Source organism: Limnohabitans sp. Bal53 (genome assembly GCF_003063355.1).
Classification (GTDB): Bacteria; Pseudomonadota; Gammaproteobacteria; order Burkholderiales; family Burkholderiaceae_C; genus Limnohabitans_A.
In genome coordinates this window covers 670,902-685,591 of the sequence record NZ_NESH01000001.1, presented here as the reverse complement: position 1 = coordinate 685,591, position 14,690 = coordinate 670,902, and the positions used below count along the sequence as shown (strand labels likewise).

Genomic DNA, 14,690 nt, shown 5'->3' with positions numbered 1-14,690 from the left:
TTTTTCTTTGGTCCTTTGGCAGTTGCAAAGCCCATGAGCCCAGTAACGTTACTGGATTGGCTGGGCGGTAATTCCCGACCAGCGCGCTATACTATTTGGCATTAAACCGGAGAAACACCATGAGCGCTGTTGCTGAAAATATCCAGACCGAAATGCCAGAACCGATCGTCTTCACCGACAGCGCCGCTGCCAAAGTGGCCGATTTGATCGCCGAAGAGGGCAACCCTGATTTGAAGCTGCGCGTGTTTGTCCAAGGTGGCGGCTGCTCAGGCTTCCAGTATGGCTTCACCTTCGATGAAATCACCAATGAAGATGATACGACCATGAGCAAAAATGGCGTGTCTTTGTTAATCGACGCGATGAGCTACCAGTACCTGATCGGTGCCGAGATCGATTACAAAGAAGACCTGCAGGGTGCTCAGTTCGTGATCAAGAACCCGAACGCCACATCGACTTGCGGCTGCGGCTCTTCTTTCTCGACCTGATTGCAAGGTGCGGCCAGCTGGGCTGGCCAGACATCACCGGGGGTAAATGGCCCCCAAGACACGGGCGCCTCTGGCGCCCGTGACGCTTGGCAGGCTCGATGTTTCACGACGTACAGTTTTGAAAGCTAGCCAGGCAAAGGCGGCAGCCTCCACTTGCAGCGGTGGCAGGCCCAAGGCCTCACTGTTCAAAACAGGCACACCTGGCAAGTGTGCTGACATTTGGCGCATCAATTCACCATTCAAGGCCCCACCACCACACACGACCAGTTGGCTGGCCTCTGGGGCATACCGCAAGAGATCCTGACTGCTGGCGTAAGCCGTCAAGGTGCAGAGTGTGGCCTGCACATCGGCATGTTTCAGGTCTTCAAACAAAGACAAGTGATGTTGCAGCCAAGCGGGATTGAACAGGTCGCGTCCGGTGCTCTTGGGTGGCGGCTTGCCCAGAAAAGGGTCGCTGGCCAGGTTGAAAAGCAGCTCAGGATGCAACTGGCCACTGGCCGCCCAAGCGCCGTCGCGGTCAAAGATTTGTCCGGTGTGGCGATGGCACCAGAAATCCATCAGGGCATTGCCCGGGCCGCAATCCCAGCCCAACACTGTCCCATCGGCCTTGAGAACGCTCAAGTTAGCGATGCCTCCAATGTTGAGGACAGCCACACAGCGCCCGGGCTGGCCAAACACGCCTTGGTGAAAAGCAGGCACCAGAGGTGCGCCTTGCCCTCCGGCTGCCAGGTCCCTGCCTCTGAAGTCCGCCACCACATCGATACCCGTCAGTTCGGCCAGCAAGGCGGGGTTGATCAGTTGCAAGGTATAGCCCACAGCCGGCCAATGCCGCGCTGGATCTGCGTCGAATTCCAGGGGCCGATGCCGTACGGTCTGGCCATGAGCGCCGATGGCGCTGACCTGGGCGGCCTGAAGTCCAGTTTGCTGCAGCAATGCGGTCACCACGTCGGCGTAATGGCGAGCGATGGCGTTGCCGACCAGGGCGCTGCGGTGCAGTTCGTCGGGGCCGCTTTGGTTGAGCGCCAGCAATTCGCTGCGAAAAGTCGCAGCGAAGGGCACAAAGTCATGGGCCAGCACTTCAAGTTGTCCATCGCTGCCCAAACGTGCAAGAACGCCATCTACCCCATCCAAGGAGGTGCCAGACATGAGGCCGATGAAATAAGAGGCAGGCATGGAGAGCGGCAAAACGGTAGGCCTCAAGCAGGACTGAGGCAGATATCAACAGGCCTCACATGGCCCTTGGTTCCACCCGCTTATTGACTGCTGATATCCCTCATCTGAGATGCAGCTTGCAACTGAGATTGGGCTTGACCTACCAAGGCCACGAAACGGCCCATGGAGGTGGGTGCAATGGGGCCGCTTTGGGCTTGTTGAATGATTTTTTGTGGGTCAACGTGCACGCCATTGACGCGGAATTCAAAATGCAAATGGGGTCCAGTAGACCAACCTGTGGAGCCCACGGCACCAATGACTTGACCTTTTTGGACTGTTTGACCGTTCCGAACATGGATCCGGCTCAGGTGCGCGTACAAGGTGGAGTGGCCGTTACCGTGCCGAATTTCCACCACGTTGCCGTAGCCACCTCGACGACCCGCAAAAGTGACCACGCCATCACCCACGGTCATGGTGGATGTTCCAGTAGGGGCAGCATAGTCAACGCCTCGGTGCGCTTGTTGGGTCTTGAAAATTGGGTGCAGCCGCATAGCAAAACCACTGGTCCTTCGAGAGAAGGTCAGTGGGGATGCCAAATAAGAGCGGCTCAAACTTTTGCCGTCCATGTCGTAATAATTGCCCTTTTGACCCGGCTCCTGGAACCAGACGGCATCGTATTGCTTGTTGTCATTGTGGAATTCGGCGCTGAGCACACGGCCCGTACGCAAGGGCTCGCCGTCAGCTTCAAGCACTTCATAGACAACAGAAAAACGAGCACCTTTGCGCAAGGTGCGGTGAAAGTCAATCTGGTTCGAAAAAATCTGTGTCAGCTGATGAATGACAGGGTCAGGCAGTCGGGCTTCATCGGCTGCATCGTAGAGCGAGCGAGACACCGTTCCACCCGTCATGCGGATGCTGGTGTTCATGGGGGAGGTTTCAAGCGCCGTTTGAAAACCTTGTACGGAGCGTTCGACCCGAAGACGCTGGAAAAAAGTGTCGCTTTCGTTTTTGAGCCAGCGCACGCTCAATGAGCGAAGCAATTGTTGGCTGGTGACTTCAGCAGACACGGCACGCCCACCCTGCTGCAGTGCCTGACGTGCCAAAGGATTTTTGCGCAAGAAAGCAGCAGCTTCAGCATCAACAAGGCCCAATCGACGCAGCAAAGATTCTGGCGTATCGGAAGGGCGGGTGTGCTCTGTTCGGGTCAGGTTGATTTCAAACTGGTCGAGCAACTCGGCTTGAGATTCAAGCTGAGCGATCTCGACAGGCACTGTGATGTTGACCACAGGTTGGTCGGAAATGTCTGGGCCCAGATTGGCCACGGCAAAAGCGCCACCGCCGCCCACCAACAAGAAGCTGGCCAAGGTGGCAGCGATGGTTTTGGGGTGGCGCTTGAGCCAGCCATTCAAAACCTGATGGGCCTGGTTCAGCTGTGGGTGGTAGGCATCCAGCCAAACCAAAAATCTTTGCGCGGCAATCAACATTGCGCCCAGCACAGCCGTGCACAGGAACAAAACGTTGAGCAGCAAAGAAATCAGTTTTGACTGAATGGTGGAAAAGATCGGCATGAAAAGGGGATAGGGGGCGATGTCCGCCGTGAAAGAGCAGGGCGATCAACGCCAAGGTTCTTCAGGCCGCACATAAAATGCGTATCAAACAGCAAGGCCAATTGTATCGGTCTATACCTCGTTCAACACAGAAAAAACCCTTATGAATCAAGCGCTTGTTACAAAATATCCAGTGAATGACCGTGTTTTGAATTCTTTGGAATTAACTTTGAGGGGCTGTGAAGAGCTGATTCCGAAAGAAGACTGGTTACAAAAGCTGGCCAAGTCAGAGGCCACGGGTGTGCCATTGCGCATCAAGCTGGGTCTGGATCCGACCGCGCCAGACATCCACATCGGCCACACCGTGGTGCTCAACAAGATGCGCCAGTTGCAGAACTTGGGGCATCAGGTGATCTTTTTGATTGGTGACTTCACCAGCTTGATTGGGGATCCGTCAGGCCGCAACAGCACCCGCCCGCCGCTCACGCCTGAGCAGATCAAGGCCAACGCTGAGACCTATTACAAACAAGCCAGCATGGTGCTGGACCCCACAAAAACCGAGATCCGATACAACAGTGAGTGGTCGTTGCCACTGGGCTCGATGGGCATGATCCAGCTGGCGGCCAAATACACCGTGGCGCGCATGATGGAGCGCAACGATTTCCATGACCGCTTCAAGGCTGGCACACCGATTTCGGTGCACGAGTTTCTGTATCCGTTGATGCAGGGTTACGACTCGGTCGCGCTCAAAAGCGACCTGGAGCTGGGCGGTACCGACCAGAAGTTCAACCTGCTGATGGGCCGTCACCTGCAGGCGGAGTATGGTCAGGAGCCTCAGTGCATCTTGACCATGCCGCTGCTCGAAGGCTTGGACGGGGTGGACAAGATGTCCAAGTCCAAGAACAACTACATCGGCATTGCTGAAGAGCCCAACACCATGTTCGCCAAGGTGCTGAGCATTTCAGACACCTTGATGTGGCGCTGGTACACCCTGCTGTCCTTCAAGTCGATGGCCGAGATCGAGGCGCTGAAAAAAGAAGTCGAAGGGGGGCGCAACCCCAAAGACGCCAAGGTCATGCTGGCCAAGGAAATCACCGCCCGTTTCCACAGCGCAGGTGCCGCCGACGCGGCTGAGCAGGATTTCATCAACCGCAGCAAGGGCGGTGTGCCGGACAACATTCCTGAGGTGACCCTGTCGGGTGCGCCCATGGGCATTGGGGCCTTGCTCAAGTCAGCGGGTTTGGCGCCGTCGTCCACGGAGGCCGGACGCCTGATCGACGGCGGCGGTGTGCGTGTGGACTCCAGCGTGGTCAGCGACAAGGGCCTGAAACTCGAAGCGGGCACTTATGTGGTGCAGGTGGGCAAGCGCAAATTTGCCAAAGTCACGCTGTCTTGACAGGTGGCTGGCGCACGGTAAGGCCATCCACTGAGGGTATCCTGAGCCTATGAAAAAAGTGGATGCTTGGATGACGCCGTCGCGCATGCTGTCGGCATCGGTGGTGGTGGCCTTGCTCACCATCGCCCTCAAGACCGGGGCTTGGTGGTTGACGGGTTCGGTCGGTTTGCTGTCGGACGCCATGGAGTCGCTGGTCAACCTGGCCAGCGCGGTGTTCGGTTTGATGATGGTGACGATTGCGGCACGCCCCGCCGACGATGACCACCCTTACGGACACCACAAGGCCGAGTATTTTTCTTCCGGCTTTGAAGGCATCCTGATTTTGGTCGCCGCCTTGGGCATCATGTGGGTGGCGGTTCATCGTTTGTTCGATCCGCAGCCCATCGAGCAGGTCGGCTGGGGCCTGGCCTTGTCGGTGGTCAGTTCGTCCCTGAACGGTTTGCTGGCCTGGTTGATGTTTCGCGCCGCCCGGCAGCACCGCTCGCTGGCGCTGGAAGCGGATGCCCGGCACTTGGTGACCGACGTCTGGACATCGGCAGGCGTGGTGGTGGGCATTGCTCTGGTCAGTGCCACCGGCTGGCTGTGGCTGGATGCCGTTGTCGCCATTGGCGTGGCCCTGAATATTCTGAAAGAAGGCTGGAGTCTGGTTTGGCGGTCTTCGCAGGGTTTGATGGACGAGGCGCTGGAGCCTGAGGTGTTGGCCGATGTGCAGCAAGTGCTCGATGGCTTTGCCCACCAGCGCGGCCAGACCGAGATCATCCGCTTTGACCACTTGAACACCCGCAAGGCCGGACAACGCCGTTTTGTGGACGTGCACATGCACATGCCTGCCAGTTGGACGCTGGGCCGAGCCGCTGCCTTGCGCGCCAGTGTGGAGCAGGCGCTGATGAGCGAAGTGCCTGGCTTGCGGGCCACCATCCAGCTTTTGCCCAGTGATGTGGAGGCGCATTTTGACGATGCGAGGGACTTGAAATGATCGCGGTGTTGCAAAGAGTGAGTGAAGCCAGCGTGCGGGTGGATGGGGCGGTGATCGGCCAGATTGATGCGGGCTTGTTGGTGCTGCTGTGCGCCGAAAAAGGCGACACCGAAGCGGTGGCCGACAAACTGCTGGCCAAGATGCTCAAGCTGCGCATCTTCAGCGACGAGGCGGGCAAGATGAACCTGAGCGTGCAAGACGTGGGCGGTGGCTTGCTGGTGGTCAGCCAGTTCACACTGGCCGCCGATCTGGCCGGGGGTAACCGCCCGAGCTTCACGCTGGCGGCGGCGCCCGAAGACGGTCGGCGTTTGTATGAGCATTTTCTGGCGCGGGCCCGAGCCGCGCATCCGGTCGTGCAGACGGGGCAATTTGCGGCCGACATGAAGGTGTCGCTGGTGAACGATGGGCCGATCACCATTCCGATGCGCATGAGCGCTTGAGCCATTGAAACCGATGTGGGTGCCGCAGACTTGACACGAGCCTGCAGCGCAACGGCGATTTCCAAGCGCTGCCACCGATAATCGGTGGATGACTGCCAAAAACCAAGACGCGACATCCGTTCGCTTTGACCAGCTTGCGCTGGCCCCCGCCACCCTTCAAAACCTCGAACAACTGGGCTACACCCAGATGACGCCCATCCAGGCGGCCAGCTTACCTGTGACGTTGGCAGGTCAAGACCTGATCGCCCAAGCCAGCACGGGCAGCGGCAAAACGGCCGCCTTTGGCCTGCCTTTGATTGAGCGCTTGCAAAGCGCGGGCTCGCCCAGCACCGCCATTCAGGCCGTGGTTTTGTGCCCTACCCGCGAGTTGGCCGACCAAGTCACGCAAGAAATCAGGCGCCTCGCCCGTGCCCGTCAAAACGTGAAAGTCGTCACCCTGTGTGGCGGTGTGGCTCTGCGCGGCCAGACGCTGAGTCTGGAGCACGGTGCCGATGTGGTGGTGGGAACGCCCGGTCGCATCTTGGACCATTTGGAGCGCGGTTCGCTGAGTTTGGCGGGCGTCAATACGCTGGTGTTGGACGAGGCCGACCGCATGCTGGACATGGGCTTTTTCGACGACATCGCCAAAGTGGTGCGTCAGTGTGCCAAAGACCGCCAGACCCTGCTGTTTTCGGCCACCTACCCCGAGGGCATCGCCAAGTTGGCTGCGCAGTTCATGCGTTCACCGCAGACCGTGAAAGTGCAGGCGCAGCACAGTGCTCACAAGATCCGTCAGGTGTTTTACGAAGTCAGCGAAAGTCAGCGACTGGACGCTGTGTCGAGACTCTTGGCGCATTTCCGCCCCGAACGCACGCTCGCGTTTTGCAACACCAAGCAGCAGTGCCGTGATCTGGTGGCGGTGCTGCAAGCCCAGGGCTACAGCGCGCTGGCGTTGTTTGGCGAGTTGGAGCAACGCGAACGCGACCAGGTGCTGGTGCAGTTTGCCAACCGCAGTTGTTCGGTGCTGGTGGCCACCGATGTGGCCTCACGCGGGTTGGATGTGGAGGGCCTGGAGGCCGTGATCAACGTGGACGTGACGCCCGACCCCGAAATCCACATCCACCGCATTGGCCGCACCGGCCGGGGTGATGCCGAAGGCCTGGCGCTCACGCTGGCCAGCATGGACGAGATGGGTGCGGTCGGCAAGATTGAAGTCATGCAAGGCCGAGAGTCGACTTGGGCCCCGTTGGCCGATGTGGTGCCCGCTGCGGGTGGCCTTTTGAAGCCGCCCATGCGCACGCTGCAAATCGTGGGCGGTCGCAAAGAGAAGATTCGGGCGGGTGACGTGATGGGGGCGCTGGCGGGCGAGTGTGGTTTGACCCGCGAGCAGGTGGGCAAGATCAATGTGAACGAGTTTTCGACCTATGTGGCGGTGCAGGCGGAGTTGGCCAAAAAGGTGGAGGCACAGTTGTCACACGGCAAGATCAAGGGCAAGAGCGTGAAGGTTCGGTTGCTCTGACGGCTTTGCTTTTGCCTGTGCTTGGGCTGTGTGCCTCTTTTGCTTGGGCGGTGTGTGCATTTTGTTGGGGCGGTGTGTGAGGGGATGCGGCGGGTTCCTCATAACGGGGTACCGAAAATCGTCACCCGCCGCATCCCCTCACACACCTGGGTGGTCTGTTTGGCAAAAAAATGCCAATGAACGAGTGGCCTTCTTTTTGAAGTTTTCCCGTGGGTTTTGACGCGACTCAGAGATCAGGGGCGTTAAAACGCACCACGGCCTTGAATGGGGTGGGGCCGGGTGACGATTTACGGTACCCCGTTATGAGGAACCCGGCCCCACTCTATTTGAGGCCTCCCAGCACAAGCTTTTCGGGGCCTACCCGAAAAACAGGATGCTAGAGAACTCAAACGTAGGGGTTCTTGAGACCCAAACCCGCCAAAATCACCACCTCATAGGCCTCCATCTCCTCGGCATCGGCGGTGCTGGTCTCATGGTCCCAGCCCTGGGCGTGCAAAGTGCCGTGCACCAGCAAATGGGCGTAATGCGCCGCCAGCGTCTTGCCTTGCTCCTTGGCCTCACGCGCCACCACCGGGGCGCACAGCACCAAATCGGCCATCACCACGGGTTCTTGTTCGTAATCGAAGGTCAGGACGTTGGTGGCGTAGTCTTTTTTGCGGTAACTGAGGTTCAATGCCCGGCCTTCTTCTTCGCCCACGATACGCACCGTGATTTCGGCGTCATCGGCCAGCGCGTGGCGGATGCAACGGGCCACGGTGTGGCGGGGCAGGGCGGCGCGGTGGCGGGCTGCATAGGGGATGTCGCCAAATTGCAGGGACAGTTGAAGCTGTTTCAGGGCCATGGGGGTATGAGGTTTGGATTTCAATCGTCGGACGGCAAAGGTTTGCGGCGGGTCGTGATGCCAGAGCGCATGGCGGCGCTGCCTTGCGCGTCGTAGGCGTCCACAATGCGGGCCACCAGCGGGTGGCGCACCACGTCGGCACTCGAAAAGCGCGTGAAGGCAATGCCCTTGACGCGCTTGAGCACGCGCTCGGCGTCGATCAGCCCGCTCAGCTGTCCCTTGGGCAAGTCGATCTGGCTCACATCGCCCGTGACCACGGCTTTGGCGCCAAAGCCGATGCGGGTGAGGAACATTTTCATTTGTTCGGTGGAGGTGTTTTGCGCCTCGTCCAGGATCACAAACGCGTTGTTCAGGGTGCGCCCGCGCATGAAGGCCAGCGGCGCGATTTCGATCGCATTGCGCTCGAAAGCCTTTTGCACCTTGTCGTAGCCCATCAGGTCGTACAGCGCGTCGTACAGCGGGCGCAAATAGGGGTCGACCTTTTGCGACAGGTCACCCGGCAAAAAGCCCAGTCGTTCACCGGCTTCGACGGCCGGACGCGTGAGCACGATGCGTTGCACACTGGCGCGCTCCAGCGCGTCCACCGCACAGGCCACCGCCAGGTAGGTCTTGCCCGTGCCGGCTGGCCCGATGCCAAAGGTGATGTCGTGTGAGGCGATGCTCTCCAGGTAGGCGGCCTGGACCGGGGTGCGGGCCTTCAGGTCGGCACGGCGAGTTTGCAAGGCGGGCAAGTTGGCTTCTTCGCCCCCGCTGTCGCCCACCAGCATGAGTTGAACCATGTCGGGTGAAATTGGGCGGTCAGCCCGCTCATAGATCGCTTGCAAGATTTCCATGGCCCGCATGGCCACGGCCTTGGGTCCGTCCACCTTGAACTGCTCGTGTCGGTGCGCAATGCTCACCTGCAAGCCAGCTTCGATGGTGCGCAGGTGCGCGTCCATGGGGCCGCACAGGTGCGACAGGCGGGTGTTGTTGTGCGGCGTGAAGGTGTGTCTGACGATCAAGTTGATAATCCTAGCTGCGCGAAGTTTGTGGCCAGGACGGCCAGGACAAATGCGCATTTTCTCCCATCACAGGCATTTAAGGCGTCACCCCCCATGATTGGCAAACTCACCGGCATCTTGAGCGACAAGAACCCCCCCGAGGTGATCGTGGACTGCCATGGCGTGGGCTACGAGGTGAATGTGCCCATGAGCACGTTTTACAACTTGCCCGCCACGGGCGAAAAGGTCAGTTTGGTCACACACTTTGTGGTGCGTGAAGATGCGCAAATCCTGTATGGCTTTGCCACACTGGCCGAACGCGAGGCCTTTCGTCAGCTCATCAAAATCTCTGGCGTGGGGCCCCGCACCGCTTTGAGCGTGTTGTCGGGCATGAGCGTGACCGATTTGGCGCAGGCCATCACCACCCAAGAAGTCGGCCGTTTGGTCAAAGTGCCGGGCATTGGCAAAAAGACCGCCGAGCGCCTGTTGCTGGAACTCAAAGGCAAGCTGGGCGGTGACCTGGGCGGTTTGTTTGCGGTGAATACAAGCGACGCCCAAAGCGACATCCAACAAGCCTTGCTGGCGCTGGGCTACAGCGACAAAGAAGCTGCTGCAGCCCTCAAGAGCCTGCCCGTGGACGTGGGCGTGAGCGAGGGCATCAAGCTGGCGCTCAAGGCTTTGAACAAATAAGTGAACTGAGCCATGAGCATCCGCACCGACGACTTCGCTCCGCAGCCCGAACCTCGGGTGATTTCCGCCGCTCCTGTGTCGCACCAGGAAGAGGCCATTGAACGCGCCTTGCGCCCCAAACTGCTCGACGAATACGTCGGCCAAGTCAAGGTGCGCGAGCAGCTGGAGATTTTCATCAGCGCGGCCAAGATGCGCGAAGAGCCGCTGGACCATGTGCTGCTGTTTGGCCCGCCGGGCCTGGGCAAGACGACGCTCAGCCACATCATCGCCGCCGAGTTGGGTGTGAACCTGCGCCAGACCAGCGGCCCGGTGCTCGAAAAGCCCAAGGATTTGGCTGCGCTTTTGACCAACCTGGAGCGCAACGATGTGCTCTTCATTGACGAGATCCACCGCCTGTCGCCCGTGGTCGAAGAGATCTTGTACCCGGCGCTCGAGGACTACCAAATCGACATCATGATCGGTGAAGGCCCGGCGGCGCGCAGCATCAAGCTCGATCTCCAGCCTTTCACGCTGGTGGGTGCGACCACGCGGGCGGGCATGCTCACCAACCCCTTGCGCGACCGCTTTGGCATCGTGTCGCGCCTGGAGTTCTACACCCCCGAAGAGCTGACCCGCATCGTGACGCGCAGTGCTGGCTTGCTCAAGGCGCCGATTGACCCGGAAGGCTCGTTCGAGATTGCCCGCCGCTCACGCGGTACGCCACGCATCGCCAACCGCTTGCTGCGCCGGGTGCGTGACTATGCGGATGTGAAGGGGGACGGCACCATCTACAAAGGCATCGCGCAAAAAGCCTTGGTCATGCTGGACGTGGACCCGGAAGGTTTTGACCTGATGGACCGCAAATTGCTCGAAGCGGTGATCCACCGGTTTGATGGTGGCCCGGTCGGTTTGGACAACATCGCCGCCAGCATTGGCGAGGAGCGCGACACGATCGAAGACGTGATCGAGCCGTATTTGATCCAACAAGGCTATTTGCAGCGCACCCCACGCGGGCGCATGGCCACCTTGGCGGCGTTTCGGCATCTGGGTGTCACGCCGCCCAAATCCTTTGGTGAGAAATTCTGAAGCGGAGGACTTCGTGCGTTGGCCGGCGTGAACGCTGGGCGCTTGGCCTGGGGCTGAACCGATAATGCGCGCATGGAAACCAAATGGCTTGAAGATTTTGTGAGCTTGGCTGAAACGCGCAGTTTCAGCCGCTCCGCGCAACTGAGGCACGTCACGCAACCGGCGTTTTCCCGGCGCATCCAATCGCTGGAGGCTTGGGCTGGTGCAGACTTGGTCGACCGCAGCTCCTACCCGACCCGGCTCACCCCTGCGGGCGAGACCTTGTACGCCCAGGCGCTGGAGATGCTGCAGTCGCTGCAAAATACCCGGGCCATGCTGCGCGGCCACAATGCGGCGGGCCAGGACATCATTCAGTTTGCTGTGCCGCACACCTTGGCGTTCACGTTTTTTCCAACCTGGGTGGCCAGCTTGCGCGAGACCTTTGGACCCATGAAAAGCCGACTCATGGCGTTGAACGTGCACGACGCGGCGATGCGTCTGGTGGAGGGCGGGTGCGATCTGTTGATCGCTTACCACCACCCCTCGCAGCCCCTGCAACTTGACCCCGAGCGTTATGACATGGTGGTGTTGGGGCATGAGGTCATTGCGCCCTATGTGCAAAGCACACCCGATGGGCGGGCGTTGTTCAGTTTGCCCGGTCATGCTGCACGCCCACTTCCGTATCTCGGCTACGCACACGGTGCTTATTTGGGGGGTGTGACCGATTGGATTTTGAAGCAGGCAGGTGTGCCCGTGCATCTGGACCGTGTCTATGAGACCGACATGGCCGAGGGGCTCAAGGCCATGGCGCTGGAGGGCCATGGCATCGCATTTTTGCCCCGCAGCGCCGTGAAAAAAGAGATTCTTTCGGGGGCCTTGATCGAAGTGTCCTTGCCCGATGGCCCCAGCTTGGCCCTGAGCATGGAGGTGAGGGCTTACCGTGAAAAGTGCTCCGCCCAGGCCCAAGGCCAAAATGCCGCACAGGGTTTGTGGCAACACCTGACGCAAAGCACTTCTTCGGTGCATTCTTCACGTTGAGGAGCCCTTGCCTTTTGGGGCCTCGGGACTTTGAAGGTCATCCGATGGGGCGCAGGGGATACACTGGCGGCTTTCACGACCACCAAAGTATGCGCAAGATGAGCGCCTGAACGGGTGGGCACATTTTGTGCAAGTGATGAAGGTCCCCATCACAGGGTGTCAAGTTGGTGCAAACCCGTCCATCTGAGGGGGTAAATCCTAGGGAAGCTCCTAGGCCGTGCATTGACAAAATTAGCATTTAATCAGCCTGTGGCATTTTGCTACTGACCATTTCACAAGAGGATTCATACCATGAAGAAAATGACACAAACCTTGATCGGCACTTTGCTGGCCACAGCCGGCTTGTTGGCGGCCACATCCGCCATGGCGGGTAAAACCCTGGACCAGATCAAGCAGCGCGGCCAAATCGTCTGCGGTGTCAACACCGGTCTGGCCGGTTTTTCCGCCGCTGACTCCAGTGGCAACTGGTCGGGTCTGGATGTGGACCACTGCCGTGCCGTAGCTGCTGCCGTGCTGAGCGACGCGACCAAAGTCAAATACGTGCCCCTGACCGCACAGCAGCGCTTCACCGCCTTGCAGTCTGGCGAAGTCGACGTGCTGGCCCGCAACACCACCAACACCTTGAACCGTGACGGCTCCTTGGGCCTGCACTTCATCGGTGCCAACTACTATGACGGCCAAGGCTTCATGGTCAAAAAGGGCAAGATCACCAGCGCCAAGCAGCTCAAGGGTGCCACCGTGTGCGTGCAGTCTGGCACCACCACCGAAAAGAACCTGACCGACTTCTCCCGCGCCAACAAGCTCAACTTGAAGCCTGTGGTGTTTGAAAAAGTCGAAGCCGCTACCGGCGCATACTTCGCTGGCCGCTGCCAGGCGTACACCACCGACGCATCGGGCCTGGCCTCGGTGCGTGCCAAGGAAGCCAAAAATCCTGCTGAGCATGTCATCTTGCCCGATCTGATCTCCAAAGAGCCCTTGGGCCCGATGGTGCGCCGTGGTGACGACGAGTGGTTTGCCATCAACAAATGGGTGCTGGCCGGTCTGGTCGAAGCCGAAGAGTACGGCATCACCCAAGCCAATGTGGACCAGATGAAAACCAGCGACAACCCCCAAATTGGACGCCTGTTGGGTGCCACCGAAGACTTGGGTAAGCACCTGGGCCTGGACAAGGAGTGGTTGGCCCGCGCCATCAAGACAACCGGCAACTACGGCGAAATGTTCGAGCGCAACGTCGGCCCCAAGACCGCCATCAACCTGCCACGTGGCCTGAACAACCAGTGGAACAAGGGTGGCCTGATGTACGCCGCACCGCTGCGTTGATCACCTGCCTTTTTTGAAGGTTCTGAATACGCCCCTTCATGGGGCGTATTTTTTACCCCTCCATCATTTTTCAGGCAGTTCCCATGTCCCACTTTTCCATGATCGAGGCCAGGCCTTTGCCTGGTAAGAAAAACCGATCGATTTCGTGGCGCAGCCGCGAAGGGCGTTCGGTCATCTACCAGGTCGTCGCCATCCTCTCAGCGCTGGCCTTGGTGGCCTTGCTGGTGCGCAACACGCTCACCAACATGCGCCTGCGCGGCATTCAAAGCGGCTACGACTTTTTGTTTCAACCGTTTGGCTTTGACATCAGCGAAACGGTGATCGAGTACGCGCACAACAGCTCCTACTTTGTCGCTTTTGCCATTGGCATGCTCAACACGCTCAAGGTGGCGGTGATCGGCATTGTGTTGGCCACCGTTTTGGGCGTCTTGGTGGGTGTCGGTCGTTTTTCAGCCAACTTTTTGGTGCGAAAAATTTGTTACGCCTATGTCGAATTTTTCCGCAATGTGCCGGTTTATCTGCAGTTGCTCATCTGGTATCTGGTTTTCACCGAGGTGCTGCCTGACCTCGACAACGCTTGGAATGCAGGATATTTCTTTCTGAGCAAAAACGGCATTTCCTTCCCCTGGCCTGTGTGGCAATTGGGTCAGACCCTGGCTTTGGTGGGGGTGGGCTTGGGTGTGTTGTTTGCTTGGTTTTACCGCCGCTTGGCGCGTGCGCATTTTGAGCGCACAGGCCACACCCGACCGGTGTGGGTCGTGTCGCTGGCGGTCACGCTGGTGCTGGCTGTGCTTGGTTGGCTGGTCGGTGGTGCCCCCAACGAATGGGACTTGCCCAAAAAGGGTGACTTCCAGATCGAAGACGGTGGTGCGTTCAGTCCTGAATTCATGGCCTTGCTCTGTGGCCTGGTGTTTTACACCGCTTCATTCATTGCCGAAGTCGTGCGCTCGGGCATTGCTTCGGTGTCACAGGGCCAGCATGAGGCCTCGGCCTCTTTGGGCCTGAGCAAAAGCCAATCGATGCGATTGGTGGTGCTGCCGCAGGCCTTGCGTGTGATCATCCCGCCGCTGACCAGCCAGTACCTGAACCTGACCAAGAACTCGTCCTTGGCTGTGGCCATTGGCTACCCCGAATTGGTCTCGATCGCCAATACAACGCTCAACCAAACTGGCCGCGCCATTGAAGCCTTGTCGATTGTCATGCTGGTGTACCTTACCCTGTCCCTTCTCACTTCGGCCCTCATGAACTGGTTCAACGCCAGTGCCGCCATCCAGGAGCGCTGA

Annotated in this window: 14 protein-coding genes; 10 read left to right on the top strand and 4 right to left on the bottom strand. The window is 59.1% G+C overall.

The genetic code is table 11. The features are described 5' to 3' along the window. Window positions 1-119: 119 nt before the first annotated feature. Entirely contained in the window at window positions 120-485 is a 366-nt protein-coding gene (gene erpA, locus B9Z50_RS03250; RefSeq protein ID WP_108362196.1) for an iron-sulfur cluster insertion protein ErpA, read from the top strand. A gap of 33 nt (window positions 486-518) precedes the next feature. Here erpA and B9Z50_RS03245 read toward each other — a convergent pair whose 3' ends face one another. Next, on the bottom strand, window positions 519-1,658 hold the full coding sequence (locus tag B9Z50_RS03245) for an anhydro-N-acetylmuramic acid kinase (protein WP_108362195.1): 1,140 nt from the start codon (window positions 1,656-1,658) through the stop codon (window positions 519-521). A gap of 80 nt (window positions 1,659-1,738) precedes the next feature. Then, entirely contained in the window at window positions 1,739-3,205 is a 1,467-nt protein-coding gene (locus B9Z50_RS03240; protein WP_108362194.1) for a M23 family metallopeptidase, read from the bottom strand. Window positions 3,206-3,347: 142 nt separating this feature from the next. Here B9Z50_RS03240 and tyrS point away from each other — a divergent pair, with 142 nt between their 5' ends. The 4 genes from tyrS to dbpA all read left to right on the top strand — a co-directional run bounded on the left by tyrS (window position 3,348) and on the right by dbpA (window position 7,494). Next, on the top strand, window positions 3,348-4,580 hold the full coding sequence (tyrS, locus tag B9Z50_RS03235; protein ID WP_108362193.1) for a tyrosine--tRNA ligase: 1,233 nt from the start codon (window positions 3,348-3,350) through the stop codon (window positions 4,578-4,580). Window positions 4,581-4,629: 49 nt separating this feature from the next. Next, complete coding sequence (locus tag B9Z50_RS03230; RefSeq protein ID WP_108362192.1) at window positions 4,630-5,556, top strand: cation diffusion facilitator family transporter; 927 nt, start codon at window positions 4,630-4,632, stop codon at window positions 5,554-5,556. Further along, window positions 5,553-5,996, top strand: coding sequence for a D-aminoacyl-tRNA deacylase (dtd, locus tag B9Z50_RS03225; protein ID WP_108362191.1), 444 nt, complete (start codon window positions 5,553-5,555; stop codon window positions 5,994-5,996). The genes B9Z50_RS03230 and dtd overlap by 4 nt, the downstream gene beginning before the upstream one ends. 88 nt (window positions 5,997-6,084) lie before the next feature. Beyond that, complete coding sequence (gene dbpA / locus B9Z50_RS03220) at window positions 6,085-7,494, top strand: ATP-dependent RNA helicase DbpA (protein ID WP_108362190.1); 1,410 nt, start codon at window positions 6,085-6,087, stop codon at window positions 7,492-7,494. 385 nt (window positions 7,495-7,879) lie between these two features. Here dbpA and ybeY read toward each other — a convergent pair whose 3' ends face one another. Together ybeY and B9Z50_RS03210 are read right to left on the bottom strand one after the other, a co-directional pair. Further along, entirely contained in the window at window positions 7,880-8,335 is a 456-nt protein-coding gene (ybeY, locus tag B9Z50_RS03215; protein WP_108362189.1) for an rRNA maturation RNase YbeY, read from the bottom strand. Window positions 8,336-8,355: 20 nt separating this feature from the next. Beyond that, on the bottom strand, window positions 8,356-9,336 hold the full coding sequence (locus tag B9Z50_RS03210) for a PhoH family protein (protein ID WP_108362188.1): 981 nt from the start codon (window positions 9,334-9,336) through the stop codon (window positions 8,356-8,358). A 93-nt stretch (window positions 9,337-9,429) separates the two neighbouring features. On the opposite strand from B9Z50_RS03210, the gene ruvA reads away from it, so the two are divergent. The 5 genes from ruvA (at window position 9,430) to B9Z50_RS03185 (ending at window position 14,690) form a co-directional block, all read left to right on the top strand. Beyond that, on the top strand, window positions 9,430-10,005 hold the full coding sequence (ruvA, locus tag B9Z50_RS03205; RefSeq protein WP_108362187.1) for a Holliday junction branch migration protein RuvA: 576 nt from the start codon (window positions 9,430-9,432) through the stop codon (window positions 10,003-10,005). Window positions 10,006-10,017: 12 nt separating this feature from the next. Next, the gene (gene ruvB, locus B9Z50_RS03200) at window positions 10,018-11,070 is read left to right on the top strand and encodes a Holliday junction branch migration DNA helicase RuvB (RefSeq protein ID WP_108362186.1); all 1,053 of its coding nucleotides are present in this window, start codon (window positions 10,018-10,020) and stop codon (window positions 11,068-11,070) included. A gap of 72 nt (window positions 11,071-11,142) precedes the next feature. Next, window positions 11,143-12,087: a LysR substrate-binding domain-containing protein gene (locus B9Z50_RS03195; RefSeq protein WP_108362185.1), complete on the top strand. Its 945-nt coding sequence runs from the start codon at window positions 11,143-11,145 to the stop codon at window positions 12,085-12,087. Window positions 12,088-12,378: 291 nt separating this feature from the next. Further along, on the top strand, window positions 12,379-13,407 hold the full coding sequence (locus B9Z50_RS03190; RefSeq protein WP_108362184.1) for an amino acid ABC transporter substrate-binding protein: 1,029 nt from the start codon (window positions 12,379-12,381) through the stop codon (window positions 13,405-13,407). Between the two features lie 83 nt (window positions 13,408-13,490). Then, complete coding sequence (locus tag B9Z50_RS03185) at window positions 13,491-14,690, top strand: amino acid ABC transporter permease (protein WP_233249728.1); 1,200 nt, start codon at window positions 13,491-13,493, stop codon at window positions 14,688-14,690.

What these genes read in the sequence shown, in the direction of transcription:
- ruvB (WP_108362186.1), top strand. Translation starts at nt 10,018, where the DNA reads ATGAGCATCCGCACCGACGACTTCGCTCCGCAGCCCGAACCTCGGGTG.
- B9Z50_RS03195 (WP_108362185.1), top strand. Translation starts at nt 11,143, where the DNA reads ATGGAAACCAAATGGCTTGAAGATTTTGTGAGCTTGGCTGAAACGCGC.
- dbpA (WP_108362190.1), top strand. Translation starts at nt 6,085, where the DNA reads ATGACTGCCAAAAACCAAGACGCGACATCCGTTCGCTTTGACCAGCTT.
- dtd (WP_108362191.1), top strand. Translation starts at nt 5,553, where the DNA reads ATGATCGCGGTGTTGCAAAGAGTGAGTGAAGCCAGCGTGCGGGTGGAT.
- B9Z50_RS03185 (WP_233249728.1), top strand. Translation starts at nt 13,491, where the DNA reads ATGTCCCACTTTTCCATGATCGAGGCCAGGCCTTTGCCTGGTAAGAAA.
- B9Z50_RS03245 (WP_108362195.1), bottom strand. Translation starts at nt 1,658, where the DNA reads ATGCCTGCCTCTTATTTCATCGGCCTCATGTCTGGCACCTCCTTGGAT.
- tyrS (WP_108362193.1), top strand. Translation starts at nt 3,348, where the DNA reads ATGAATCAAGCGCTTGTTACAAAATATCCAGTGAATGACCGTGTTTTG.
- B9Z50_RS03240 (WP_108362194.1), bottom strand. Translation starts at nt 3,205, where the DNA reads ATGCCGATCTTTTCCACCATTCAGTCAAAACTGATTTCTTTGCTGCTC.
- B9Z50_RS03190 (WP_108362184.1), top strand. Translation starts at nt 12,379, where the DNA reads ATGAAGAAAATGACACAAACCTTGATCGGCACTTTGCTGGCCACAGCC.
- B9Z50_RS03230 (WP_108362192.1), top strand. Translation starts at nt 4,630, where the DNA reads ATGAAAAAAGTGGATGCTTGGATGACGCCGTCGCGCATGCTGTCGGCA.
- ruvA (WP_108362187.1), top strand. Translation starts at nt 9,430, where the DNA reads ATGATTGGCAAACTCACCGGCATCTTGAGCGACAAGAACCCCCCCGAG.
- ybeY (WP_108362189.1), bottom strand. Translation starts at nt 8,335, where the DNA reads ATGGCCCTGAAACAGCTTCAACTGTCCCTGCAATTTGGCGACATCCCC.
- erpA (WP_108362196.1), top strand. Translation starts at nt 120, where the DNA reads ATGAGCGCTGTTGCTGAAAATATCCAGACCGAAATGCCAGAACCGATC.